Origin of the sequence: Dietzia sp. JS16-p6b (assembly GCF_003052165.1) — a bacterium.
Lineage (GTDB): Bacteria > Actinomycetota > Actinomycetes > Mycobacteriales > Mycobacteriaceae > Dietzia.
In genome coordinates this window covers 2098627-2124295 of the sequence record NZ_CP024869.1, presented here as the reverse complement: position 1 = coordinate 2124295, position 25669 = coordinate 2098627, and the positions used below count along the sequence as shown (strand labels likewise).

Annotated in this window: 25 protein-coding genes; 22 read left to right on the top strand and 3 right to left on the bottom strand. The window is 69.4% G+C overall.

The window, feature by feature from the left end; all coding sequences use genetic code 11:
• Positions 1-173 precede the first annotated feature (173 nt).
• The 5 genes from argS to thrB are packed head-to-tail and all read left to right on the top strand — an operon-like array spanning position 174 to position 6628.
• On the top strand, positions 174-1826 hold the full coding sequence (gene argS / locus CT688_RS09685; protein ID WP_107756729.1) for an arginine--tRNA ligase: 1653 nt from the start codon (positions 174-176) through the stop codon (positions 1824-1826).
• On the top strand, positions 1823-3241 hold the full coding sequence (gene lysA, locus CT688_RS09680) for a diaminopimelate decarboxylase (RefSeq protein ID WP_107756728.1): 1419 nt from the start codon (positions 1823-1825) through the stop codon (positions 3239-3241). The genes argS and lysA overlap by 4 nt, the downstream gene beginning before the upstream one ends.
• Positions 3238-4590 (top strand): homoserine dehydrogenase, encoded by a 1353-nt coding sequence (locus tag CT688_RS09675; protein WP_107756727.1) that lies wholly within the window; start codon positions 3238-3240, stop codon positions 4588-4590. The genes lysA and CT688_RS09675 overlap by 4 nt, the downstream gene beginning before the upstream one ends.
• Positions 4587-5669 (top strand): threonine synthase, encoded by a 1083-nt coding sequence (gene thrC / locus CT688_RS09670; RefSeq protein ID WP_107756726.1) that lies wholly within the window; start codon positions 4587-4589, stop codon positions 5667-5669. The genes CT688_RS09675 and thrC overlap by 4 nt, the downstream gene beginning before the upstream one ends.
• Positions 5666-6628 carry a homoserine kinase gene (thrB, locus tag CT688_RS09665; protein WP_107756725.1) on the top strand — a complete coding sequence of 321 codons (963 nt, stop codon included), beginning with the start codon at positions 5666-5668 and terminating at the stop codon, positions 6626-6628. Before thrC ends, thrB begins: the two co-directional genes overlap by 4 nt.
• Positions 6629-6645: 17 nt before the next feature.
• On the opposite strand, the gene CT688_RS09660 is transcribed toward thrB, so the two are convergent.
• Positions 6646-8316, bottom strand: coding sequence for an AMP-binding protein (locus tag CT688_RS09660; RefSeq protein ID WP_107756724.1), 1671 nt, complete (start codon positions 8314-8316; stop codon positions 6646-6648).
• Positions 8317-8789: 473 nt separating this feature from the next.
• On the opposite strand from CT688_RS09660, the gene rho reads away from it, so the two are divergent.
• From rho to CT688_RS17715, 17 genes are all read left to right on the top strand, one after another.
• The gene (rho, locus tag CT688_RS09655) at positions 8790-10892 is read left to right on the top strand and encodes a transcription termination factor Rho (protein WP_107756723.1); all 2103 of its coding nucleotides are present in this window, start codon (positions 8790-8792) and stop codon (positions 10890-10892) included.
• Complete coding sequence (prfA, locus tag CT688_RS09650) at positions 10889-11974, top strand: peptide chain release factor 1 (RefSeq protein WP_107756722.1); 1086 nt, start codon at positions 10889-10891, stop codon at positions 11972-11974. Before rho ends, prfA begins: the two co-directional genes overlap by 4 nt.
• A 3-nt stretch (positions 11975-11977) precedes the next feature.
• Positions 11978-12916 (top strand): peptide chain release factor N(5)-glutamine methyltransferase, encoded by a 939-nt coding sequence (gene prmC / locus CT688_RS09645; RefSeq protein WP_231750274.1) that lies wholly within the window; start codon positions 11978-11980, stop codon positions 12914-12916.
• Positions 12913-13566, top strand: coding sequence for an L-threonylcarbamoyladenylate synthase (locus CT688_RS09640; RefSeq protein WP_107756721.1), 654 nt, complete (start codon positions 12913-12915; stop codon positions 13564-13566). The genes prmC and CT688_RS09640 overlap by 4 nt, the downstream gene beginning before the upstream one ends.
• Positions 13567-13582: 16 nt before the next feature.
• Positions 13583-14743, top strand: a complete 1161-nt coding sequence (locus tag CT688_RS09635) for a glycosyltransferase family 4 protein (RefSeq protein WP_107756720.1) — start codon at positions 13583-13585, stop codon at positions 14741-14743.
• Positions 14744-14753: 10 nt separating this feature from the next.
• Positions 14754-15200 carry a hypothetical protein gene (locus CT688_RS09630; RefSeq protein ID WP_107758122.1) on the top strand — a complete coding sequence of 149 codons (447 nt, stop codon included), beginning with the start codon at positions 14754-14756 and terminating at the stop codon, positions 15198-15200.
• Between the two features lie 268 nt (positions 15201-15468).
• Positions 15469-16194, top strand: coding sequence for a F0F1 ATP synthase subunit A (atpB, locus tag CT688_RS09625; protein ID WP_228549202.1), 726 nt, complete (start codon positions 15469-15471; stop codon positions 16192-16194).
• Between the two features lie 101 nt (positions 16195-16295).
• Positions 16296-16535 (top strand): ATP synthase F0 subunit C, encoded by a 240-nt coding sequence (locus CT688_RS09620; protein ID WP_107756718.1) that lies wholly within the window; start codon positions 16296-16298, stop codon positions 16533-16535.
• 31 nt (positions 16536-16566) lie between these two features.
• Positions 16567-17142, top strand: coding sequence for a F0F1 ATP synthase subunit B (locus tag CT688_RS09615; protein WP_107756717.1), 576 nt, complete (start codon positions 16567-16569; stop codon positions 17140-17142).
• 14 nt (positions 17143-17156) lie between these two features.
• The gene (locus CT688_RS09610; RefSeq protein ID WP_107758121.1) at positions 17157-17975 is read left to right on the top strand and encodes a F0F1 ATP synthase subunit delta; all 819 of its coding nucleotides are present in this window, start codon (positions 17157-17159) and stop codon (positions 17973-17975) included.
• A gap of 105 nt (positions 17976-18080) precedes the next feature.
• Positions 18081-19721, top strand: a complete 1641-nt coding sequence (gene atpA / locus CT688_RS09605) for a F0F1 ATP synthase subunit alpha (protein WP_107756716.1) — start codon at positions 18081-18083, stop codon at positions 19719-19721.
• 55 nt (positions 19722-19776) lie between these two features.
• Positions 19777-20763, top strand: a complete 987-nt coding sequence (locus tag CT688_RS09600; RefSeq protein ID WP_095718300.1) for a F0F1 ATP synthase subunit gamma — start codon at positions 19777-19779, stop codon at positions 20761-20763.
• Positions 20764-20766: 3 nt separating this feature from the next.
• Entirely contained in the window at positions 20767-22215 is a 1449-nt protein-coding gene (atpD, locus tag CT688_RS09595) for a F0F1 ATP synthase subunit beta (protein WP_017837067.1), read from the top strand.
• A gap of 9 nt (positions 22216-22224) precedes the next feature.
• Positions 22225-22596, top strand: coding sequence for a F0F1 ATP synthase subunit epsilon (locus CT688_RS09590; protein WP_095718299.1), 372 nt, complete (start codon positions 22225-22227; stop codon positions 22594-22596).
• Between the two features lie 59 nt (positions 22597-22655).
• Entirely contained in the window at positions 22656-23105 is a 450-nt protein-coding gene (locus CT688_RS09585) for a DUF2550 family protein (protein WP_107756715.1), read from the top strand.
• Positions 23106-23178: 73 nt separating this feature from the next.
• Positions 23179-23859 (top strand): endonuclease NucS, encoded by a 681-nt coding sequence (gene nucS, locus CT688_RS09580; RefSeq protein WP_107756714.1) that lies wholly within the window; start codon positions 23179-23181, stop codon positions 23857-23859.
• A gap of 14 nt (positions 23860-23873) precedes the next feature.
• Positions 23874-24176 (top strand): ATP/GTP-binding protein, encoded by a 303-nt coding sequence (locus tag CT688_RS17715; RefSeq protein WP_370446298.1) that lies wholly within the window; start codon positions 23874-23876, stop codon positions 24174-24176.
• Here CT688_RS17715 and CT688_RS09570 read toward each other — a convergent pair.
• On the bottom strand, positions 24157-25095 hold the full coding sequence (locus CT688_RS09570; protein ID WP_107756713.1) for a hypothetical protein: 939 nt from the start codon (positions 25093-25095) through the stop codon (positions 24157-24159). The genes CT688_RS17715 and CT688_RS09570 overlap by 20 nt on opposite strands.
• A 34-nt stretch (positions 25096-25129) precedes the next feature.
• Positions 25130-25600 carry a methylmalonyl-CoA epimerase gene (gene mce, locus CT688_RS09565; RefSeq protein ID WP_107758119.1) on the bottom strand — a complete coding sequence of 157 codons (471 nt, stop codon included), beginning with the start codon at positions 25598-25600 and terminating at the stop codon, positions 25130-25132.
• Positions 25601-25669 lie beyond the last annotated feature (69 nt).

The following is a 25669-nucleotide window of genomic DNA, read 5'->3' as shown; positions in this document are numbered from 1 at the left end:
TGACCACCGGGCGACTCCATCGAACCGCCCTGCTGAACAGCGAGACCGATCGTAGCACCGGGGTGCTCCCTGGCCCGCATCGGCCCCGTATCGGTACCGCGAGTGTCGGCCGCCCGGGCACCAGCCGGTGTCCGATTCCACTGCCGACGTGCTGACACCTAGGATAGGAAGACGTGACTCCTGCCGACCTCGCCGCCGTCATCCGTGCCGCGCTACTGACCGTTCTCTCCGAGCGCGGAGCCGACATCTCGGTGGTGCCGGACACGGTGACCGTCGAACGTCCGCGCAATCCGGACCACGGTGACTACGCGACCAACGTCGCACTGCAGTTGGCGAAGAAGGTCGGCGCCGCGCCGCGGGAGCTGGCCCAGGAGATCGCCACCGCGCTCGCCGCGGATCCCGGCGTGGCGTCGGCGGAGATCGCCGGTCCCGGATTCCTCAACATCCGCCTCGACTCCGGAGCCCAGGGGGCGCTCGTGGCCTCGGTCATCGAGCAGGGTGAGTCGTACGGCACCGGCGAGGCGATGGCCGGCCGCCGGGTGAACCTCGAGTTCGTCTCGGCGAACCCGACCGGCCCCATCCACCTGGGCGGCACGCGGTGGGCGGCGGTCGGTGACGCCCTCGGGCGCGTCCTCGAGGCGTCCGGCGCGCAGGTGACGCGCGAGTACTACTTCAACGATCACGGTGCCCAGATCGACCGGTTCAGCCGGTCACTGCTCGCCGCCGCCCGCGGCGACGCGACGCCGGAGGACGGGTACGCGGGTGCGTACATCGAGGACATCGCCGCGCGCGTGGTCGCCGACCACCCGGACGTGCTCCAGCAGCCGGAGGACGAGGCCCTGGAGACCTTCCGGGCTACCGGTGTCGACCTGATGTTCACGCACATCAAGGCCTCGCTCGCCGAGTTCGGCACGGTCTTCGACGTCTACACCCACGAGAACTCCATGTTCACCTCCGGTGCCGTGGACCGGGCGATCGAGGTGCTCAAGGGCAACGGCAACCTGTACGAGTCCGAGGGCGCCTGGTGGCTCCGCTCCACGGACTTCGGTGACGACAAGGACCGCGTGGTCCTCAAGTCCGACGGCAACGCGGCCTACATCGCCGGCGATATCGCGTACTTCCTCGACAAGCGGGACCGCGGGTTCGACCTGTGCATCTACATGCTCGGCGCCGACCACCACGGGTACATCGCACGGCTCAAGGCAGCGGCGGCGGCGCTCGGCGACGATCCCGCGGCGATCGAGGTCCTCATCGGTCAGATGGTCAGCCTCGTACGGGACGGTGTCCCGGTCAAGATGAGCAAGCGCGCGGGGACGGTGATCACGCTCGACGACCTGGTGGAGGCGATCGGCGTCGACGCCGCGCGGTACGCGCTCATCCGCTCCTCGGTGGACCAGACCATGGACATCGATCTGCAACTGTGGGCGTCGGCGACCAACGACAACCCGGTCTTCTACGTCCAATACGCGCACGCCCGCCTGTGCTCCCTGGCCCGGAACGCGGCCGACCTGGGGGTCACGACCGACGCGGCCGACCTCGCGCTCCTGGTCGAGGACCGCGAGGGTGCCCTCATCAGGACCATCGGTGAGTTCCCCAGGGTCGTGGCGAGTGCCGCCGAACTGCGGGAGCCGCACAGGGTCGCCAGGTATCTGGAGGAGCTCGCGGGTGCCTACCACCGCTTCTACGACACGTGTCGTGTCCTGCCGATGGGTGACGAGGAGCCCGGCCCGCTCCACGCCGCCCGGCTCGCGCTCAGCACGGCCACCCGGCAGACCCTGGCCAACGGCCTGCGGCTGATCGGCGTCACCGCCCCGGAGAAGATGTGAGCGCGCACCCGGCCGGGTCCCGACACGAGTTCCCGCACGCGCCCGGTATCGGGGAGCGTCCCACCGACGCGGGGCGGGTCATGGCCCTGGACCCGGCGGTCTGGCCGCGCGGCGCGGGTCGACGCGACGACGGTGTGGTGGAGTTCGCCGGGGTGGCCGCGGATGACCTGGCGGCCGAGTACGGGACCCCGTTGTTCGTGATCGACGAGGACGATTTCCGCTCCCGGTGCCGCGAGATGGCGGAGGCCTTCGGTGGCGCGGACCGGGTCCATTACGCGTCCAAGGCGTTCCTCTGTACCGAGGTGGCGCGCTGGGTGGCGGAGGAGGGACTGAGCCTCGACGTCGCCTCGGGTGGCGAGCTCGCGGTGGCCCTGCGCGCCGACTTCCCGCCCGCCCGGATCACGGTGCACGGCAACAACAAGTCCGCCGACGAACTGCGGCTCGCCGTCCGCAGCGGGGTCGGGCACGTCGTCCTCGACTCGATGTCCGAGATCGCGCTCCTGGATCGCATCGCCGCCGAGGAGGGGGTGGTCCAGGACGTCTTCATCCGGGTGACGGTGGGCGTCGAGGCGCATACCCACGAGTTCATCGCCACCGCGCACGAGGACCAGAAGTTCGGGTTCTCGCTCGCGGGCGGCGCGGCCATGGCCGCCGTCCGCGGGGTGTTCGACGCACCGCACATCCGGCTCACCGGACTCCACAGCCACATCGGCTCCCAGATCTTCGACGTCGACGGCTTCGAACTCGCCGCGCGTCGCGTGATCGGGCTCCTGCGCGACATCGTCGACGAGTTCGGGGCCGAACGCACGGCCCAGCTCGATCATCTCGACCTGGGTGGCGGCCTGGGCATCAGCTACGTCCCGACCGACGACCCGCCCCCGGTGGCGCACCTGGCCACCGCACTGAGGGAGATCGTCGACGGGTTCTCGGCGGACGTCGGGCTCGCGCCCCCCACGTTGGTCGTCGAACCCGGCCGCGCGATCGCCGGACCCGGCACGGTCACCCTGTACGAGGTCGGCGTGGTCAAGGACGTCGACCTCGCCGGCGGGGAGAGACGTCGCTACATCAGCGTCGACGGCGGGATGAGCGACAACATCCGGACCGCGCTCTACGACGCCGAGTACGACGCCCGCCTGGTGGGCCGCGCGTCGACCGCCGCCCCCGTCGTGGCCAGACTCGTGGGCAAACACTGCGAGAGCGGTGACGTGGTGGTCCGCGACCTGTGGATGCCAGAGGACACCGGGGCAGGGGATCTGGTGGCCGTCGCGGCGACCGGCGCCTACTGCTATTCGATGTCCAGTCGGTACAACCTGATCGGCCGGCCCGCTGTGGTCGCGGTCCGTGACGGACGGGCACGCCTGGTGCTCCGGCGTGAAACCCTGGACGATCTGACGAGCCTGGAGGTGGGACAGTGAGCGACGCAACGGCGTCAGGCGTGCGACCCGTGGGGGTGGCTGTGCTCGGAATGGGCACCGTCGGTACCGAGGTCATCCGCTACATGACGGAGAACGCGGAGGCGCTCGCCTCCCGGATCGGGGCTCCGCTCGTCCTGCGGGGTGTCGCGGTGCGCGACCTGTCCCGCGACCGCGGGATCGACCCCGAGCTGCTGACGGCGGATCCGTCCTCGCTCGTCTCGCGGGACGACGTCGACGTCGTCGTGGAACTGATGGGCGGTATCGACGTACCGCGTCCCCTGCTGCTGGAGGCGCTCGGGAACGGCAAGGCCGTGGTCACCGCCAACAAGGCCCTGCTCGCCGAGTACACCGACGAACTGGCGGAGGCGGCGGACTCGACCCGCTCCGACCTGTACTTCGAGGCGGCCGTGGCCGGCGCGATCCCGGTGATCGGGCCTCTGCGGCGTTCCATGGCGGGTGACCAGGTCCAGCGGGTCCTCGGGATCGTCAACGGGACGACCAACTACATCCTCTCCGCGATGGGGTCCACGGGCGCCGACTACGCCGAGACCCTCGCCGAGGCCTCCCGGCTCGGATACGCGGAGGCCGACCCCACGGCGGACGTCGAGGGATACGACGCGGCGGCCAAGGCCGCGATCCTGGCCTCGATCGCGTTCCACAGCCGCGTCACGGCGGGCGACGTCTACCGGGAGGGCATCTCCCGGATCACGCCCGACGATTTCGCGTCGGCCCGCGACATGGACTGCACGATCAAACTCCTGGCGATCTGCGAGAAGCTGCAGCGGGAGGACGGCAGCGAGGCCGTCTCGGCGCGCGTCTACCCGGCGCTGCTGCCCGACAGCCATCCGCTCGCCACCGTCAACGGCGCCTTCAACGCAGTCGTGGTCGAGGCGGAGGCGGCAGGTCGGCTCATGTTCTACGGGCAGGGTGCCGGTGGATCCCCGACCGCGTCCGCCGTCCTCGGGGACATGGTCGCCGCGGCCCGGAACAAGGTCGACGCGGGCCGGGCGCCGGGGGAGTCGACGTACGCGGCGCTGCCGGTGGCGTCGATGGACGAGGTCTCCACCCGCTATCACGTACGGATGCGTGTGGCCGACAAGCCCGGCGTCCTGGCTCTGGTCGCCGCCGAGTTCTCGCGCCACGGGGTGTCCATCGCCCAGGTCCGGCAGACCGAGGTCGAGTTCCCCGAGTCCGAGCTGGACGATGCCGAGCCCACCGCGGAGCTCACCGTCCTGACCCACCGAGCCTCGGAGCGCGCGCTCGCGGACACGGTGGCAGCGCTCTCAGACCAGGACGCGGTCTCGGTCATCACCAGCGTCATCCGACTCGAGGGAGTGGACACAGAATGAGCAGCACCCATCAGCCAGTTCACCACCGCTGGCCCGGTCTCATCGAGGCCTACCGCGACCGGCTCCCGATCGGAGACACCTGGGAGACGGTGACGCTCTTCGAGGGCGGGACCCCGCTCCTGCCGGCCCCCTACCTCTCCGGGGTGACCGGGTGCGAGGTGTACCTCAAGGTGGAGGGCCTCAACCCGACGGGCTCGTTCAAGGACCGCGGGATGACGATGGCCGTCACCGACGCCAGGGCGCGCGGTCAGAAGGCGGTGCTGTGCGCCTCGACCGGCAACACGTCCGCCTCGGCCGCCGCCTATGCGACCAGAGCCGGGATGAGCTGCGCGGTGCTCATCCCGCAGGGCAAGATCGCGGCCGGGAAGCTGGCGCAGGCCGTCATGCACGGGGCCACGATCATCCAGGTCGACGGCAACTTCGACGACTGCCTGGAACTGGCCCGCAAGACCACCGCGACCTACGCGGAGATCGGCCTGGTCAACTCGGTCAACCCCGTGCGGATCGAGGGCCAGAAGACCGCCGCGTTCGAGATCGTCGACGTGCTCGGGCGGGCCCCCGACCTGCACTTCCTGCCTGTCGGTAACGCGGGCAACATCACCGCGTACTGGAAGGGATACAGCGAGTACCACGCGGACGGCATCATCTCGACCCGCCCCCGGATGATGGGGGTGCAGGCTGCCGGTGCGGCGCCGCTGGTGGACGGCGCGCCGGTCAAGAACCCCGAGACCATCGCCACCGCCATCCGCATCGGCGCGCCGGCGTCCTGGGACGGCGCCGTCGCCGCCCGCGACCAGTCCGGCGGCACGTTCCGTAAGCGCACCGACGAGCAGATCCTCGAGGCCTACCGCACCGTCGCGGGTAAGGACGGCGTGTACGTGGAGCCCGCCTCCGCGGCGTCGGTCGCGGGTCTGCTCGACGCCCACGCCAACGGGGAGCTCGAGCCCGGGCAGACGATCGTCTGCACCGTCACCGGCAACGGGCTCAAGGATCCGGACACCGCCCTGTTGGGTATGCCGGACGTGGAGGCCATCCCGGTGGATCCCTCCGCCGTCGCCGGCGCCCTCGGACTGGAATGAGCGCCGTGAGCGGCGCCGGCCCGGAGGTCTTCGGCAGCTCCGGGGGACGCATCCTGCCGGTCGGCTGCTCGGTCACCGTCGAGGTGCCCGCCTCCAGCGCCAACCTCGGGCCGGGATTCGACGCCCTCGGTGTGGCGCTGGGCCTGTACGACACCATCACGGTGACGACGATCGCCTCGGGCCTGGAACTCGAGGTCTCGGGGGAGGGGGCGGGGCAGGTCCCTGCAGACGCCTCACACCTCGTCGCCAAGGCGGTGGAAGCCGGTCTGCGTGCCGGTGGCACGGGCGCGCCCGGGGTCAGGATCTCCTGTACCAACGCGATCCCGCACTCCCGGGGTCTCGGTTCCTCCGCGTCGGCGGCGGTGGGGGGATTGGTCGCGGCGAACGGGCTGATGGGTCAGGTGTTGACCGACGAGCACCTGGTGCAGCTGGCGAGCGAGTTCGAGGGACATCCCGACAACGCCGCGGCCAGCGTACTCGGTGGGGTGGTGGTCTCGTGGACCGAGAGGTCGGCGACCGCGGTGACCTACCGGGCGGTCCGTATGGAGGTGGACCCGACGATCGTCGCCACCGTGCTGGTGCCGTCCGAGACCTCGTCGACGGCTCAGACGCGCGGTCTGCTCCCGGAGAAGGTGCCCCACGAGGATGCGGCCTTCAACGCCAGTAGAGCCGCCCTGATGTCGGTGGCGCTGGCCTCGCATCCGGAGTTCCTGCTCGCCGCGACCGAGGACCGACTGCACCAGTCCTACCGGGCCCCGGCGCTCGTCGGCACGACGGAGTGGATCGCCCGGCTCAGGGACCGGGGTCTGGCCGCCACGGTCTCCGGAGCAGGACCCACCGTGCTGGTGCTGGGGACCAGCCCGCTGCCGACCGACCTGCGCGCTGACGCCGAGGCGCGGGGGTGGCAGGTTCTGGACCTCGAGATCGCCGAGGGCGCCCGGGTACTCGCCGCGCAGTGAGCACAGCCCACGCCTGATCAGGTGGCGGAGCCGGGCGAGATGGTGGTGACCCGATAGGCCCCCTCGGCGTGCAGCGAACGGATGGCCCGCTTGTCGTACTTTCCCACCGACGTGCGCGGGATGTCGTCGACGAAGGCCCAGTGATCCGGTCGTTTCCACAGGTCGACGTGGCCCTCGAGTGAGTCCCAGAGGGCCCGGGCGGTGGCCGACGCGCCGGGTTTGAGGTGGACCAGGACCATAGGGCGGTTGCCCCAGCGTTCGTCCGGCACCCCGATCACCGCTGCATCGGCCACCCGATCGTCCCGGAGGACGGCGTGCTCGAGTTCCACCGAGGAGATCAGCTCGCCTCCCGAGGCGATGATGTCGTCCACCCGGTCGACCACGTCGAGGTAGCCCCGCGGGGAGATGGTGGCCATGTCCCCGGTGCGCAGCCACCCGTCGACGAACCGGTCGGTGGCGTCGTCGCCCAGATAGCGAGCGGTGACCCACGGGCCCCTGATCTGGAGTTCGCCGACGGACCACCCGTCGTTCGGAAGGACTCGTCCGGACTCGACGATCCGGGCGTCGACCCCGGCGGGAAACCGGCCCTGTCCGAGGATCTGGGCCCGGCGATGGGTCGCCGAGGAGTGGGGATCGGCGCGGGCGAAGGTGGCGATCGGGCTGGACTCCGTGAGGCCGTAGGCCTGCATGATGGTGACCCCGTGCCGGGTGACGAAGGCGTCGAACAGCGCCTCCGGCACCGGAGAGCCGCCGACCAGGACCTCGCTCAGGTGGCCCAGTGGCTGCGGGTGGTTCTCCAGGTGTCGCAGGAGGCGTTGGAGCGAGGCCGGCGTCGTCGCGACCTTGTTGGGCCTGAACGTGGCCAGTAGCTCCGCCAGCTCGCGTCCGGAGTGCATGGCCTGACCCGGCCGCGGCCGGGCGGTGATGATGCTGGCCCCGGTCATGAAGGCCGCGTACGGCAGTCCCCAGGACAGCACGTGGTGCATCGGCACGGTCGTCAGGACGCTGTCCCCACTACGGAGCGCGGCACTCTCGGCCATGCACATCTGCATGGAGTGAAGCCAGATCGACCGGTGCGTGAACGCCACCGCTTTCGACAGGCCCGTCGTGCCGGAGGTGTATGCGAGCGCGGCGGCGGTGCGTTCGTCGAGCTCAGGCCACGGGAAGGTGGTCGGTCGCCCGTCGAGGAGTGTCTCGAGGGCGTGGAGCTGCCCGCCGTGTCGGTCCCCGGACGGCGCTGTGGTGTCCCCGTGAACCTCGTCATCGAACACGACGAGGTGGGGTGCGTGCTCCAGATCGTCGATCACATCGAGTGCGCGGGGCAGCAACTCCGGATCGACCAGCAGCACCGAGACGTCGTTGTCGCGCAGCGCGGCGAGCAGGAACGACCGGGATCGGAAGACGTTGAGCGAGAGAACCGCCGCGCCCATCGACGGGATCGCGAACATCGACTCGATGACCTCGGGGCGGCTGCCGGACAGGACGGCCACCACGTCGCCGCCACCCACACCGAGATCTGTCAGGGCGTGCGCAGTGGCCGCGGCCCGGGCCGCGATCACGTCGAACCGGGAGGTCCTCGGCACCATGTCGCCGACGAAACCGGTGACAGTGGAGCTCGAGTGTCGCTCCGCGGCGTGGTCGAGGATCCGCGACACGAGCAACGGGGTCTCGAGCATCGTTCCGAACATCGGACCTCCTTCCACTCGGCCGCAGTGGGCTGTTAGGTTACCGCCCGCCGGTGGGGATGAGGACACGCCAGGCGGGACTCGCGAGGGGGACGCGTGTGGGGCGGACAGCGGGTAGTATGCTTTTCTGAAGCCACGGACGCCCGGTCGTCCCTGAATCCCGAGACATCTCCCGTACGCTTACCCCGCCAGCGGTGAGCAGTCCGCGAGGCGGTCCCGGGGGGAGCGGCCGAACGGCGCGTGGCCAATCGGGATTGTCGTGCCCGTGAGTGGGTCTCGTCCGACGTCGACGGTCAACATGAAGCCGACCCGGCAGGAATCACCTCGTGCACATCCCCCTCAGACGACTCCGTGTCCGGCCAGTTCGCCGCCACGGAAGGCCTCAGCGGCCACCCGGGACGCGTGTCTGCGTCCCGGACAGTTGCCCGGCGCGGAGCGGTTGACACCGACTCGGTCCGGGCCCAGAAAGGACACCCGTGACCTCGACGGAAACCCACTCCACACCTCCGCAGGGGGCTGCACTGGCAGCCATGCGTCTGGCGGACCTCAAGTCTCTCGCCCAGCAGATGGGCCTCAAGGGGCTGTCAGGTAAGCGCAAGAGCGATCTGGTGGCGATGATCGACGCCGCCCGCGGTGGACGGTCCCAGGCTGCCGCCCAGTCCTCGCCCGCCCAGTCCTCGCCCGCCCGGACTCCCGCCGAGTCCACGCCGGCCGCGGCTGCGGACACCGCCCCCGGGCAGGACGGCCAGGAGGCCGCGGAGGGGCAGAAGGCCGCTACCGGACGGAGGGCCGGGGGTGGTCAGAGGACCGGGGGACAGGCGAAGAACGTGGATCAGGATGCCCGCCGCGACGAAGGTCAGAGCCGCGGCGACGGGCAGGACCCGGGCGATCGTGACCGTCGGGACGAGGCTGCCCGCGGCGGCGGTCAGGCGCAGAACCAGCAGCAGGGCCAGAACCCGCAGGAGTCCCAGAACCAGGGCACCCGACAGCGACGGGGCGGGCAGCACCGCGACGAGCAGCAGTCGGGCCGCCAGGACCAGGGCCAGTCGGGCCGCGACAACCAGGGCCGCGAGAACCAGGGCCGCGACAACCAGGGTCGCGACAACCAGGGCCGCGACAACCAGGGACGTGATCAGCAGGGCGGCCGCGGTCGCGGTCGCGACCAGCAGGGCGGCGATTCCGGTAACCCCCGCAACCAGGGCAACCAGGGCAACCAGGGCGGAGACAGCGGCCCGCGGGGCGACGGTCAGAACCGTGACGACGACGACGGGAGCGGCCGCGGTCGGCGGAGCCGCCGGCGGCGCGAGCGCAACCGCGGTGGTGGCGGTGGCCGTCCGCAGGAGGGCGAGACCGAGGTGCGGGACGACGACGTCCTCCAACCGGTCGCGGGCATCCTCGACGTCCTGGACAACTACGCGTTCGTCCGTACCTCGGGCTACCTCGCGGGGTCGAACGACGTCTACGTCTCGATGAACATGATCCGCAAGTACGGTCTGCGTCGCGGCGATGCGATCACGGGCGCGGTCAAGATGCCGCGGGACGGTCAGGGTGACGCCCAGAACGACGGGTCCGGCGGCGGCCAGGGCGGGGGTCGCGGCGGCGGTCAGGGTGGGAAGAACAGGGCGAAGTTCAACCCGCTGGCCAGGATCGACTCGGTCAACGGGGGTCCCCCGGAAGACGCGCGCAATCGCCCGGAGTTCGGCAAGCTCACGCCGCTTTACCCCAACCAGCGTCTGCGTCTCGAGACCGAGAAGAACGTCCTCTCGACCCGGGTGATCGATCTGATCATGCCCATCGGCAAGGGCCAGCGGGCGCTCATCGTCTCCCCGCCCAAGGCGGGCAAGACCACGATCCTGCAGAACATCGCCAACTCGATCGCCATCAACAACCCCGAGTGTCATCTCATGGTCGTGCTCGTCGACGAGCGACCCGAGGAGGTGACCGATATGCAGCGTTCGGTCAACGGCGAGGTCATCGCCTCGACCTTCGACCGCCCGCCGTCGGATCACACCCAGGTCGCGGAGCTCGCGATAGAACGCGCCAAGCGACTTGTGGAGATGGGCCAGGACGTCGTGGTCCTCCTCGATTCCATCACCCGGTTGGGTCGCGCCTACAACAACTCCTCTCCCGCCTCGGGTCGCATCCTGTCCGGCGGTGTCGACTCCACCGCGCTCTACCCGCCCAAGCGGTTCCTGGGAGCGGCACGCAACATCGAGAACGGTGGCTCCCTCACCATCATCTCCACCGCGATGGTCGAGACGGGGTCCGCCGGTGACACGGTGATCTTCGAGGAGTTCAAGGGCACCGGTAACGCGGAACTCAAGCTGGACCGGCGCATCGCTGAGCGGCGCGTCTTCCCCGCGGTCGACGTGGGGCCCTCGGGCACCCGCAAGGAGGAGCTCTTGATGACGCCGGAGGAGGCCGGTGTCATGCACAAGCTGCGGAGGGTGCTGTCGGGCCTCGACTCGCATCAGGCGATCGACCTGCTGATGTCGCAGCTGCGCAAGACCAACACCAACTACGAATTCCTCCTGCAGGTGGCAAAGACGACTCCGACCCTGCCGCAGGACGAGGAGTGACGCAGGCCCCGGGGCGTTCGCCGTCCTCCATCGACGATGTCCTCTCGGAGTACGGGGGTCTCGAGGCGCAGCTGTCCGACCCCGCGCTCCACGAGGACCCGGTGGCCGCGCGCAGGGTGGGCAAACGATTCGCCGAGCTGACTCCCGTGGTGCAGTGCCACCGGGCTCTGGAGTCCACCCGGGGCGACCTGGCCGCCGCGCGTGAGCTGGCCGGCGAAGACTCGTCGTTCGCCGAGGAGGCCGATCGGTTGGCGGCGGAGGTGACGAGACTGGAGTCGCGGTTGGCCGACCTGTTGGCACCGCGAGACCCCCACGACGGGGATGACGTGCTCATGGAGATCAAGTCCGGTGAGGGCGGGGAGGAGTCGGCGCTGTTCGCGGCGGACCTCGCCCGTATGTACACGCGTTACGCGGAGAAGCACGGCTGGGTGGTCGAGGTGCTCGGGGTGACCGAGTCCGATCTGGGCGGGTACAAGGACGCCTCGTTCTCGATCAGGTCTCGTCAACCCTCGAGGGACGGTGTGTGGTCCCGCCTGAAGTTCGAGGGCGGCGTGCACCGCGTCCAACGGGTGCCGGTCACCGAGTCGCAGGGCCGGGTCCACACGTCGGCCGCAGGGGTGCTCGTCTTCCCCGAGCCCGAGGACGTGGGGCCGGTCGAGATCGACGAGTCGGACCTGAGGATCGACGTGTACCGCTCGTCGGGCAAGGGCGGCCAGGGGGTCAACACCACCGATTCGGCGGTACGGGTCACGCACCTGCCCACCGGGACGGTCGTCACGTGTCAGAACGAACGTAGTCAACTGCAGAACAAGCAGCGCGCACTGGAGGTGCTCGCCGCCCGGCTCCAGGCCGCCGCCGAGGAGGCCGCGAGCGCTGAGGCCTCGGAGGGGCGGTCCACCCAGATCCGCACCGTCGACCGGTCGGAACGCATCCGCACCTACAACTTCCCCGAGAACCGGATCGCCGATCACCGGGTCGGGTTCAAGGCGCACAATCTCGACGCCGTGCTCGACGGTGACCTCGACGCGGTCCTCGACGCACTGGCGGTCGAGGACCGCCGCAGACGCATGGAAGACGCCTAGGCGGTGCAGTCGCGCCCCGTGCCGGCGACCGCGGTCGTGAGGTCGGCCGCGCATGACCTGCGGGCCGCCGGTGTCGACTCCGCCGTCGTGGAGGCGCAGCTGATCTGCGCGCATGTCCTCGGGATAGACCGCTCCGCGCTTCCACTGGCCGCCGCGGTGGACGCCTCCCGGCTCGCGGAGATCAACCGGATGATCGCTGCCCGCATCGCCGATCGCACCCCGATCCAGTACCTCCTCGGGCGGGCCGTGTCGGGCCGTCTGGATCTCGCGGTCGGGCCCGGAGTCTTCATCCCCAGGCCCGAGACCGAGCTGCTCGTGGAGGACACGCTGGCCGCGCTCCCCGCATCGGGCGACGGACCGGGCCCGATCGTCGTGGACCTCTGTGCCGGTAGCGGAACGCTCGCCCTCGAGATCGCCCATGCCCGACCCGATGCCCGGGTCCACGCCGTGGAACTGCACGAGCCGGCGCTGGCGTGGCTGCGGCGCAACGCCGTCGAGCGGGAAGCCGCGGGGGACACTCCACTCGTGGTGCACTCCGGGGACGCGACGGACCCCGGCATCCTGGCGGAACTGCGGGGTCGGGTCGACGCGGTGGTGTCCAACCCGCCGTACATCCCGCGGACCGACGAACTCCCTGCGGAGGTCCTCGGGCACGAACCGGCGACCGCGCTGTTCGGCGGAGTCGACGGTCTCGCCGTCATCTCGCCGCTCGTCGGTGTCGCGGCCGCGCTCCTGGCACCGGGGGGTCACCTCGCGGTGGAGCACGACGAGGAGACCGGCGCCGCCGTCGCGGCGGTGGTCGAGGCGCAGGGACGCTTCGGTACCGTGGAACAGCACACCGACCTCGCCGGACGTCCGCGGTTCGTCACCGCGACCAGACTCGGCGATCGTGACGACGACGACGAGCTCGATCCGACAGTCCGGAAGGGGACCACCCGGTGACCATCACCTATGACTGCACCGAGGACACCGGTCGAGAGGTCGGCCTCAGTTCCGCGGCCGCTGCACTGCGTGCCGGTCGGCTCGTCGTGACGCCCACGGACACCCTCTACGGCATCGCGGCCGACGCCTTCGATCCCGATGCGGTCACCCTTCTGCTCTCCGCCAAGCGGCGCGGACCGGACATGCCCGTGCCCGTCCTGGTGGGCTCCTGGGAGACCATCGACGGCCTGGTCGTGAGCACGCCGGCGACGGCACGGGACCTCATCCGGGCGTTCTGGCCCGGCGGACTGAGCCTGATCGTGCACCAGGCACCGTCCCTCAACTGGAACCTGGGACACACCCAGGGCACCGTGATGCTCCGGATGCCGCTGCATCCCGTCGCGATCGAGTTGCTCCGCGAGGTCGGGCCGCTCGCCGTCTCCAGCGCCAACGTCTCCGGGCAGCCCCCGGCGACCACGGTCGCGGAGGCTCGCGACCAGCTGGGCGACTCGGTCGCCGTCTATCTGGATGGCGGTCCGTGCTCGGTCGGCCAGCCCTCGACGATCGTCGACCTCACGGGACCGTCGCCCCGGATCGTCCGGGAGGGGGCCGTGAGCGCAGAGCGCGTCGGGGAGGTCCTGAACACCGACGCCGCGTCTCTGCGCGGCTGACCGGGGTGATCTGAGCGTGGGCATAGGGGTTCCGTTCCGCGAGCTCCTGCTCATCGCGGTCACGGCGGGCCTGGTCACGTTCGCCGTCACAGGTCTGGTCAGAGGAGTCGCACCAGCGATCGGGGGACTGGCCTACCCCCGCGACAGGGACGTGCACGTGGTGCCGACGCCCCGCCTCGGCGGGGTCGGCATCTTCACCGGAATGCTGGTCGCCGTCTACCTGTCCGCGCAGCTCCCCGCTCTCAACCGGGCGTTCCCGCCGTTCGCCCCGGACGTCGAGGCGACGATCATCGCGGGCGGGGTGATCGTGCTGGTGGGCATCGTCGACGACATCCTCGGCCTCGGTGCTGTCACGAAACTCGCAGGTCAAGCGGCGGCGGCGGGCGTCCTGGTGGCCATGGGCGTGTCCTGGAACCTGGTGTACATCCCGTTCGGGGACGGCAACATCCTGGTCCTGGATCAGCTCCAGGCGGGGCTGCTCACCGTGGTCTTCACGCTGGCCATCGTCAACGCGATGAACTTCGTCGACGGTCTGGACGGCCTCGCCGCCGGGCTCGGTGCCATCGCGGCCACCGCGATCTGCGTGTTCTCCGTCGGGATCATGCTCGACCAGGGAGGCACGGTCGGGGCGTACCCCCCGGCCCTCGTCACGGCGGTCCTCGCCGGGGCGTTGCTGGGCTTCCTGCCGCACAACTTCCAACCGGCGCGGATCTTCATGGGTGATTCGGGGTCGATGCTGATCGGCCTGGTCCTCGCCGCGGCCTCCACCAGCGCGTCAGGGAAGATCTCCCAGAGCCTGTACGGGCCACAGGAGATGATCGTCCTGCTCTCGCCGATGATCGTCGTCGCGGCGGCGATGTTCGTCCCGATGCTCGACCTCGTGATGGCGGTGGTCCGTCGGGTGGGCGCCGGCCGCAGCCCCTTCGCCCCGGACAAGATGCATCTCCATCACCGTCTGCTGGATCTGGGTCACTCCCATCGGCGGGTCGCGCTCGTGATCTACGCGTGGGTCTCGCTCATCGCGTTCGGTGCCGTCGGCGCGACCATGCTCCCGACCGAGGTGATCGTCCCGCTCGCCGCCGCCGGGCTCATCTCGGTCCTGGCCGCCACCCTGGTCCCGAGGTTGAGGAGTGCGCGGGGCGAACGCGGAACCGTCGAACCAGGGGGCTCGGGTTAGGCTGCTGGTCATGACGGACACTCCCGCGACACCCGCGCAGCCCGCCGACAGTCCCCACACCGCAGGTCTCCGCAAGGCGGTCCGATTCGGCGCCCTGGCGCTGGCCGTCCTCGCCGTGGTCGGTGCCGCGGTGTGGACCGCGATCGACGGGACCCCTGGGCTGTGGGGCGCGCTGATGGGAGCCGCCGTGGGCGGTGCGTTCGTGCTCACCACGGCGATCGTGGTCATCGCCACGGCGCACTCGGCTCCGCAGACGACCGCGGCCGTCGTCCTGGGGACCTGGCTGGTCAAACTCCTCGCGGCGATGGGTATCGTCGCCGCGCTCTCGCGGTTCGATTTCTACTCGCGCCCCGCCTTCGCGGTCACGGTCATCGCCGCGCTCATCGTGGTGCTGGCGGTGGAAACGGGGGCCATCCTCAAGACCCGTGCGCCCTACGTGGAGCCCGCCGCCACCTGACGGGTCCCCCTGTGTCCCCGTGCCGAGACCAGGATGTTATTCTCATCGACGGTGAGACGAGCACGTCACCGGGCTGCTTCGCGGCCCGAGGCGTTCGCGCTGAATCCCAATACGGCCGCGATCATCGGGCCACTCGTACCGAACGCGCTCGGGCGCACGTCGCCCAACACGACCAGGGGAGAACACACTGAGTACCACGCTTCTGGCCTTCAAGGGCGAGTTTCATCCCCCGAACATCGACTATGAGTTCTTCCCCTCCCAGCAGTGGTTGACCGGTTTCGCCGGTGACGCGTTCGTCCTGGACCGGCTCATGATCATCCGGCTGCTCATGACGGTGGTCCTGCTGGGCTTCTTCATGATCGCCATGCGGAACCCCAAGCTGGTCCCGCGCGGGGTCCAGAACTTCGCCGAGATCTGCCTGGACTTCGTCCGGGTCCACATCGCGGAGGAGATCCTGGGCAAGGAGCAGGGGCGCCGTTTCCTGCCGGTCATCGCGACCATCTTCTTCGCGGTCTTCGCGATGAACCTCCCGACGATCATCCCGGGCCTCAACATCTCGCCCAACGCCAGGATCGGCTTCCCGCTGATGCTCGCCGTCCTGGGCTACGTGACCTTCATCTACGCGGGGTCCAAGAGGTACGGCTTCGCCAAGTTCATCAAGGCGAGTGTGGTGATCCCGGGGCTTCCCCCGGCGCTGCACATCCTGGTGGTGCCGATCGAGTTGGTGTCGACGTTCATCCTCCGCCCGGCCACGCTGACCATTCGTCTCATGGCCAACATGCTGGCGGGGCACCTGATCATCGTCCTGCTGTTCAGTGCCACGAACTTCTTCTTCTGGCAGTTGAACGGCTGGTCGCTGCTGGCGGTGGGCACCTCGGTGCTCTCGGTCGCCTTCACGCTGTTCAAGCTGCTGGTCCTCTTCCTCCAGGCCTACATCTTCGCGCTGCTGGTCTCGGTGTACATCGATCTCGCACTCCACGCGGAGAGCCACTAGACCCCGGGCCCCCGGGCCCGGCACGACCATCCCGTCTACCCGACACATCACGTCCGACCGGTGCGGAGAAGCCCGCACCGGCCATCTGAAAGGGAACTCCCATGGACATCGTCACTCTCGCCCAGGCCACCGAGCAGACCGTCAGCGGCTACGGTGCGATCGGCTACGGCCTCGCCGCCATCGGCCCCGGCATCGGCATCGGCATCCTCGTCGGCAAGACCGTCGAGGGCATGGCCCGCCAGCCCGAGATGGCCGGCACCCTCCGTACCACGATGTTCCTCGGCATCGCCTTCACCGAGGCGCTCGCCCTGATCGGTATCGTCGCCGGCTTCCTGTTCTGATCGACGACCACCGACCTCGTAGGGACGCACCATGAACAACGTCATCGCCATCTTGGCGGCCGAGGGTGGAGAATCACTCCCCTTGGAGGACAGCCCCAACCCGCTGCTTCCTCCGCTGTATGACATCGTCTGGTCGCTCATCCCGCTCGCCGTCATCCTGTGGCTCTTCTGGAAGTTCATCCTCCCGAAGTTCCAGCAGGTCCTCGACGAGCGCTCCGAGCGCATCGAAGGCGGTCTGCGTCGTGCCGAGCAGACCCAGGCCGAGGCGAAGGAAGAGCTGGCCAAATACAAGGCCCAACTCGCCGAGGCGCGCAGCGAAGCGGCCAAGATCCGCGACGACGCGCGCGCGCAGGGTCAGCAGATCCTCGCGGACATGAAGTCGGAGGCGCAGGCGGAGAGCGACCGCATCATCGCCTCCGGTGAGCAGCAGCTCGCCGCTCAGCGGCAGCAGATCATCGCCGAGCTCCGCAGCGACCTGGGTCGTCAGTCCGTGGACCTCGCCGAGCGGCTGATGGGTGAGCAGCTGTCGGATCCGGTCCGGCGCTCGGGCACCATCGATCGCTTTCTGGCGGACCTCGACCGGATCCCCGGCGCGGGCAGGAACTAAGGGAAGTGGAGCCGATGCACGCAGCGAGTCGCGAAGCGCTCGACCAGACCCGGAGCACACTGGAGCAGACCCTGGCGGCGAACCCGTCCGGGGGAGCGACCGGAGCGAAGGTGGGCCAGGAACTCTTCGAGGTCGTGGGCGTCCTCGAGGACAACCGTGCCCTCCGGGTGTCCGTCGCCGACACCGCGGCCCCGGTGGAGGCCCGACAGGACCTGGTCCGTGGGGTGTTCGGGTGGAAGGTCGACCAGGCGACCCTGGACCTTCTCCTCGCTGCGGTGTCCCAGGACTGGTCCACCCCTCGCGAGCTGCGGGAGGGTCTGGTCCTCCTCGGCCGGGAGGCGCTCCTGCGCTCGGCCGACCAGCAGGGCCAGCTCCAGACCGTCGAGGACGAGCTGTTCAGGCTCGGGCGGATCGTCGCCGGGGATCCCCAGTTCGAGCAGCTCCTGGCCGATCGGACCGCCGACGTGGGAGCCAGGCGCGGCCTGCTCGCCGAGGTGCTGTACGGCAAGGTCACGGCGGTGACCGAGGCTCTGGCCTCCCAGGCGGTGGCTCGGCCGTCGGGTATGCCCGCGGACGACATCATGGCGGTCTCGGTGCAGGCCGCGGAGTTGCGCGGCCGGTCCGTCGCCGTGGTGACCAGCGCGGAGCCGCTGACCGGACAGCAGTCGGATGATCTCCGGGCCCGACTGGCGTCGTTGTACGGGCGGGAGATCGCCATCCACAACGATGTCGACCAGTCCCTTCTGGGCGGCGTCGTCGTCCGGGTCGGAGACGAGATCATCGACGGTAGCGTGGCAGGACGGCTCGACGCCATGCGTCGGTCCCTCCGCTGACCTGCCGGGCCGGCACAAGACGAGCTGCGACTCGGCCGTGTTCCAGCGGTAGTGGCTCACGTAAACACCCATAAAGCACATCCCGACTTTGAGAGCAGGAATGACATGGCGGAGTTGACGATCTCCTCCGAAGAGATCCGCAGCGCGATTGCGAACTACACCTCGACCGTTTCGACCGACGCGACGAAGGAGGAGGTCGGCGTCGTCGTCGACACCGGTGACGGCATCGCGCACATCAGCGGCCTCCCCTCGGCGATGGCCAACGAGCTGCTGGAGTTCCCCGGCGGGATCCTCGGTGTCGCACTGAACCTCGAGGACCGGGAGATCGGCGCGGTCATCCTCGGCAACTTCGACGAGATCGCCCAGGGCCAGGAGGTGCGCCGCACCGGGGACGTCCTCTCCGTCCCCGTCGGCGACGGCTTCCTCGGCCGTGTGGTCAACCCGCTCGGCAAGCCCATCGACGGCCGCGGCGAGATCGAGTCCGCGGGAACCCGCGCACTCGAGCTCCAGGCGCCGTCGGTCCTGGAGCGTCAGCCCGTCGAGGAGCCGATGCAGACCGGCATCAAGGCCATCGACGCCATGACCCCCATCGGCCGCGGACAGCGTCAGCTGATCATCGGCGACCGCAAGACCGGCAAGACCGCGGTCTGCATCGACGCGATCCTCAACCAGAAGGCCAACTGGGAGTCGGGCGACAAGACCAAGCAGCTGCGCTGCATCTACGTCGCGATCGGCCAGAAGGGCTCGACCATCGCGGGCGTCAAGGCGACGCTCGAGGAGCACGGCGCGATGGAGTACACCACCATCGTCGCGGCCCCCGCCTCCGACTCCGCCGGCTTCAAGTGGCTCGCCCCCTTCACCGGGTCGGCCATCGGCCAGCACTGGATGTACGAGGGCGCGCACGTCCTGGTCGTGTTCGACGACCTGTCCAAGCAGGCCGACGCCTACCGCGCGATCTCGTTGCTGCTGCGCCGCCCGCCGGGCCGCGAGGCCTACCCGGGTGACGTCTTCTACCTGCACTCGCGGCTGCTCGAGCGCTGCGCCAAGCTCTCCGACGACATGGGCGGGGGCTCGCTGACCGGCCTGCCGATCATCGAGACCAAGGCCAACGACGTCTCCGCGTTCATCCCGACCAACGTCATCTCCATCACCGACGGCCAGGTCTTCCTCGAGTCGGATCTGTTCAACCGCGGTGTGCGCCCCGCCGTCAACGTCGGTATCTCCGTCTCCCGCGTCGGCGGCGCCGCCCAGACCAAGGGCATGAAGAAGGTCTCCGGGTCCCTGCGTCTCGACCTGGCCGCGTACCGCGACCTCGAGTCGTTCGCGACCTTCGCCTCCGACCTCGACGCCGCGTCCAAGGCGCAGCTCGAGCGCGGTCAGCGTCTGGTCGAGATCCTCAAGCAGGACCAGAACTCCCCGGTGGCGGTCGAGGACCAGATCGTCTCGATCTACCTCGCCGGCGAGGGCTTCTACGACACGGTCCCCGTCGAGGACGTCCGTCGGTTCGAGGGCGAGCTGCTCGAGAGCCTGCGGCACTCCGCGGCCGACGTCTACAGCCAGATCGACGGCGGCGCCGCTCTCTCCGACGAGTCAAAGGCGACACTCGAGGCCAAGACCAACGAGTTCAAGGAGGGCTTCGTCGCCTCCGACGGTTCCCGCGTGGTCAACGAGCCCGAGGCCGAGGCGCTCTCGGAGGACGAGATCGATCGTGAGACCCTCACGGTCACCAAGAAGAAGAAGGCCTGAGGCCTCGAGATGACAGCCATCCGATTCAAGGCCGAGAGGAGAGTGATCTGAAGTAATGGCGAACATGCGTGAACTGCGCGACCGGATCAAGTCCGTCAACTCGACCAAGAAGATCACCAAGGCCCAGGAGCTGATCGCCACCTCGCAGATCTCCAAGGCCCAGGCGAGGGTCGAGGCCGCTCAGCCCTTCGCCGATCAGATCACCGCCATCCTGACCGATCTCGCCAGCGCGTCGTCGGTCCAGCACAGGATGCTCAACGAGCCGGAGGACGCTACGCGCTCGGCCGTGCTGGTGGTGACGTCGGACCGCGGGATGTGTGGTGGGTACAACCACAACGTCCTCAAGGAGGCCGCCGAACTCATCGCGTTCCTCGAGGAGTCCGGCCGCGAGGTCGACATCTACGTGCTGGGCAACAAGGGCATCGTGTACTACACGTTCCGCGAGATCGAACTGGCGGGATCGTGGCACGGGCACTCCCAGAAGCCCGACTACCAGGAGGCCCGTCCGGCCTTCCAGCTCCTGTCCGCCGCGTTCGCGGCCGGGGGAGAGGCGACGTTCGACGCGACGGAGTTCCTCGGCAGCGACTACACCGGCGACACCACCCGCAAGGGCGTCGACGAGGTCCACATCGTCTACACCCAGTTCAAGTCCATGCTCACGCAGACGCCGCGTGCGAGGCGTCTGGCCCCGATCGAGACCCGTGTCGAGGTCGAGGAGCTGGATCTGGGCGAGGACATGCTCGACACGTCCAAGACGGACTTCAAGCCCGAAGTCACGTTCGAGCCCGACGCGGATACCCTCCTCGACAACCTCCTCCCGAGGTACATGTCGACGCGGGCGTTCGCATCGCTGCTCGAGTCGGCGGCATCGGAATCGGCCGCGCGACGCACGGCCATGAAGTCCGCGACGGACAACGCGACCGAACTGGTGGAAGGCCTGAGCCGCGAGGCCAACCAGGCCCGCCAGGCACAGATCACCCAGGAAATCAGCGAGATTGTCGGTGGCGCTGGTGCGCTCGCCGCTAGCGCAGGAAGTGACTAAGCAATGACCACAGCTGTTACCGATCAGAGCACGACGGGCACGGCCGGTCTCACCGGTCGGGTCGCCCGCGTCCTGGGCGCGGTCGTCGACGTGGAGTTCCCGCGCGGCGCCCTCCCGGCCCTCTTCAACGCCCTGACCACCGAGATCACCCTGGAGGCCGTGGCCAAGACGGTGACCTTCGAGGTCGCCCAGCATCTCGGCGACAACATGGTCCGCTGCATCTCCATGCAGTCGACCGACGGACTCGTCCGTGGCGCGGAGGTCGTCGACTCGGGTAAGCCGATCTCGGTCCCCGTGGGCGACGTCGTCAAGGGCCACGTCTTCAACGCCCTCGGCGACTGCCTCGACGCGCCCGGCACCGGCCGTGACGGTGAGCAGTGGGGTATCCACCGCGAGCCGCCCGCCTTCGACCAGCTCGAGGGCAAGACCGAGATCCTCGAGACCGGCGTGAAGGTCATCGACCTCCTCACCCCGTACGTCAAGGGTGGCAAGATCGGCCTGTTCGGTGGTGCCGGCGTCGGCAAGACCGTGCTGATCCAGGAGATGATCACCCGTATCGCCCGCGAGTTCTCCGGCACCTCCGTGTTCGCCGGCGTCGGTGAGCGCACCCGTGAGGGCACCGACCTCTTCCTCGAGATGGAGGAGATGGGCGTCCTGCAGGACACCGCGTTGGTGTTCGGCCAGATGGACGAGCCGCCGGGGACGCGTATGCGCGTCGCACTCTCGGCGCTGACCATGGCCGAGTACTTCCGCGACGTCCAGGGGCAGGACGTCTTGTTGTTCGTGGACAACATCTTCCGCTTCACGCAGGCCGGTTCCGAGGTCTCGACCCTGCTCGGTCGCATGCCGTCCGCCGTCGGTTACCAGCCGACCCTCGCGGACGAGATGGGCATGCTGCAGGAGCGGATCACCTCGACGCGTGGCCGTTCGATCACCTCGCTGCAGGCGATCTACGTCCCCGCCGACGACTACACCGACCCCGCTCCGGCGACCACGTTCGCCCACCTCGACGCGACCACCGAGCTCTCCCGCTCGATCGCCTCGAAGGGCATCTACCCGGCCGTCGACCCGCTCACCTCGACCTCCCGCATCCTGGAGCCGGGCATCGTGGGGGAGGAGCACTACCGGGTGGCTCAGAACGTCATCCAGATCCTGCAGAAGTACAAGGAGCTCCAGGACATCATCGCCATCCTCGGCATGGACGAGCTCTCCGAGGAGGACAAGGTCACCGTTCAGCGGGCCCGTCGCCTCGAGCGCTTCCTCGGCCAGAACTTCCTGGTCGCGGAGAAGTTCACCGGGCAGGTCGGTTCGGTCGTCCCGCTGTCGGACACCATCGAGGCGTTCGACAAGCTGTGCAAGGGCGAGCTGGACCATCTCCCGGAGCAGGCGTTCAACGGTATCGGCGGTCTGGACGACGTTGAGGCGGCCGCCAAGAAGCTCTCGGGGAAGTGACCGCTGACCATGGCTGACATCGAGGTCGAGTTCGTCACGGTCGAGCAACGCTTCTGGTCCGGCACCGCCACCATGGTGGTCGCCAAGACCACCGAGGGCGAGATCGGTATCCAGTCCGGGCACGAGCCGCTGCTCGGCGAGCTGGATGCCGGCGGCACCGTGACGGTCTACACGGACGAGGGCAAGAAGGTCGCCGCGGTGCAGGGCGGGTTCCTCTCCGTGACGGCGAACAAGGTCAGCATCCTCGGCGAGACCGCGGAGTGGGCGGAGTCCATCGACCGGGCCGAGGCCGAGCGCGCACTGTCCGAGGCCGGGGATGACCAGCAGGCCGCCGCCGCCGCGCGCGGTCGTCTCCGGGCGGTCGAGAAGGCCGGCAGCTAGCTGTACGATTCGGTCCTCCCGTGACCTGACGGCCGCGGCCACCGGAAGGGGTTGGGTAGATGGCGATTCCCGGGATCATTCTCGGTGTCGTCGTCCTGCTCGTCCTCGCCCCGGTGGCCGCGGCCGTGGTGTATCGCCTGGTGGTCGTCCGCAGGAATGCCACCTCGGTCCTCGTCAGGAGGGCCGGTGAGGAGTCCTGGCGCCACGGCGCCGTGAGGTATTCCGATACCGATCTGGCCTTCTACCGGTTGGTCAGCGTGAGGTTCGGCGCGGACGTGCGGCTGGACCGGCGGAGCCTCGAGTTGGGCCCCCGGCGACAACCGACCGGCCACGAACTCGATATCGCGGAGTCGGGTGAGGTGATCGTGTCCTTCTCCGGTCACGACCGCAGGCGCGGGATCAGAGAAGGCGAACTCTGTGTGGGTCCGGCCGAGCTGACCGCGTTGTTGGCGTGGGTGGAGGCCTGCTCCACCGACCAGATCCGCTCCCCGGACCGCCGACGGCGGTGACGGTCCCGAGGACCGCGCTCGGCGACGACCGTCCGGGGGGTCGTCCCGCACAATCCCGATCTGAGGAGGATCCGTGCGTCTCGTCGTCGCCACATGTCAGGTCGACTACGTCGGCCGTCTGACGGCTCATCTCCCCATGGCGCCCAGGCTGCTGTTGCTCAAGGCGGACGGGTCCGTCAGCGTGCACGCCGACGACCGCGCGTACAAACCCCTCAACTGGATGACGCCACCCTGCTGGCTCGTCGAGCAGGAGCATCCGGAGGATCCTGCGCACCTGCTCTGGGTGGTGGAGAACAAGGCCGGTGAACAGCTGCGGATCACGCTCTCCGAGGTCCACCACGACTCCCGTCACGAGCTGGGTATGGATCCCGGACTGGTCAAGGACGGGGTCGAGGCCCATCTCCAGGAACTGCTGGCCGAGCACCTGGAGACTCTCGGCCCCGGATACACCCTGGTCCGCCGCGAGTACATGACGGCGATCGGGCCGGTCGACATCCTCGGACGGGACGCCGATGGCGTGACCGTGGCGGTCGAGATCAAACGCCGCGGTGAGATCGACGGCGTCGAACAGCTCACGCGCTATCTGGAACTGCTCAACCGGGACCCGTTGTTGTCCCCGGTGAGAGGGGTGTTCGCGGCGCAGGTGATCAAGCCGCAGGCCAGGACCCTGGCCGAGGACCGGGGTATCCGCTGCGTGACGCTCGACTACGACTCGCTCCGAGGCATCGAGTCGACGGACCTCCGGCTGTTCTGAGGTGAGGGGGCCAGGTGTCGAGACGTCACAGACGCGCGGGGACTGATCGTCCGGCGCCCCGGAGGGACGGCCTCGGGGGCGCCGCACTGGAATCCGGCCCGTCGGGGGATCCGGACGACTACCACGTCCGGCGTGTGCCCGGCTCGCGAGCCGGGAAGCACTATCGCTGTCCGGGATGTGATCAGGTCATCACCGCGGGTTCCCCGCATGTGGTCGCGTGGCCCGACAGACCGGGCGGCGAGGACGACCGGCGCCACTGGCACAGCGGATGCTGGTCCGGGAGGGCGAGCCGCGGCCTCACCCGTCGGTGGAGCTGAACCGACGATCGTCACGCCGCGACTCGTCGAGAAGGGGATCGGCGGGCAGGGGCGGAATGTCCTCGAGGCGGCCGGGGATGGGTTCCAGCCGGGCTCGGATCGTCGCGAGATCGGCGACGATCTGCTCGCGAAGCGACGTCAGCTGCTCGACGTGGGCACGCGCCTTCGAGACGAGAGCCGCCGCCTCGGAGGCGGCCCGGTCGATCGTCCCGCGAGCCTGCTTCTCGGCCTCCCGCCGGACGGCCTCTGCGGCGGCCTCCGACGCCTCCCGTCGGTTCCGGTCCTCGAGCAGGGACCGCGTCCTCCTCGCGTCGGAGGCGATCCGGTGATCCTCGTCGATCAGATCGCGACGGCGGGCGGCCTCGAGGTCGAGCCTGCCGGCCTCGCGCTCGGCGGCGAGGACGATCGCCTCCGCCCTCGAGCGCGCCGCCTCGAGGATCCCGGCCTGTTCCGAGCGCACCGCGGCGGCGCGATCTCGCGCAGCGGTGAGCTCCGCGGCGGCGGCACCGCGGTCGGCCTCGGCGTCTCGTCGGGCCGATTCGCGGAGGTTCCACGCGTCGTCCTCGGCGTCGGCCCGGATGCGGTCGGCGTCGGCGAGGGCGGCGTCGCGCATCGACTCGGCCTCGGCGGAAGCGAGGGACAGCATGGTGGAGAGCCGGTCGGACATCTGCTCGTTGGTGACCGGGGTCCGGCCGAGTTCCGCGACCCGGGCCTCGAGGGACGCGGCCCGGGACCGTTCCCGGGCCGCCTCGGCCGCCGCCCGTTCAGCCCTCTCGACGGCGGCGTCGCGGTCGGCGCGGAGGAGGCCCACCTCGGCCTCGAGGCGCTTGAGCGCTGAGGTCACCTGCTCGCGGTCGAAGCCCCTGCGGACCACCGCGAACGGGTCGGCGCCCGTGGTGGGCATCTGTGTGCTCGACATGACCCCACCCTAGCGGGGCCGCCAGCCCGGGGTACTAGTGCGATCCGGTGGCCGGCTCGACCAGTTCGAGCAGGACGCCGCCCGCGTCCTTGGGGTGGATGAAGTTGATCCGCGAACCAGCTGTCCCGTTCTTCGGCGCGGGGTACAGCACCCGCACCCCCCGCCCGGTGAGGTGGGACGTGATCGCGTCGATGTCGGTCACCCGGACCGCCATCTGCTGGATTCCCGGTCCGTTGCGGTCGAGGTACTTGGCGATGGTCGAGGTGTCGTCCAGAGGTGCGAGCACCTGCAGCAGCGCACCGCCCTCCGGTCGTTCCGGCGATCCGAGCATGGCCTCGCGCACGCCCTGCTCTTCGTTGACCTCCTCGTGGAGGTTCTCCAACCCGAGATTGTCGCGGTACCAGGTGACGGCGGCATCGAAGTCGGGGACGGCCACCCCGACGTGATCGATCGCCACGACGAGCTCGGAGGGCAGTAGGGGCTGGTCGGCTGGGGTAGAGGTCATGGGGACCACGGTAGTCGGTGAGTGGAGACGGTAGTTTGGCGTGTACACGTTCAGCCCCTCGAATGGAAG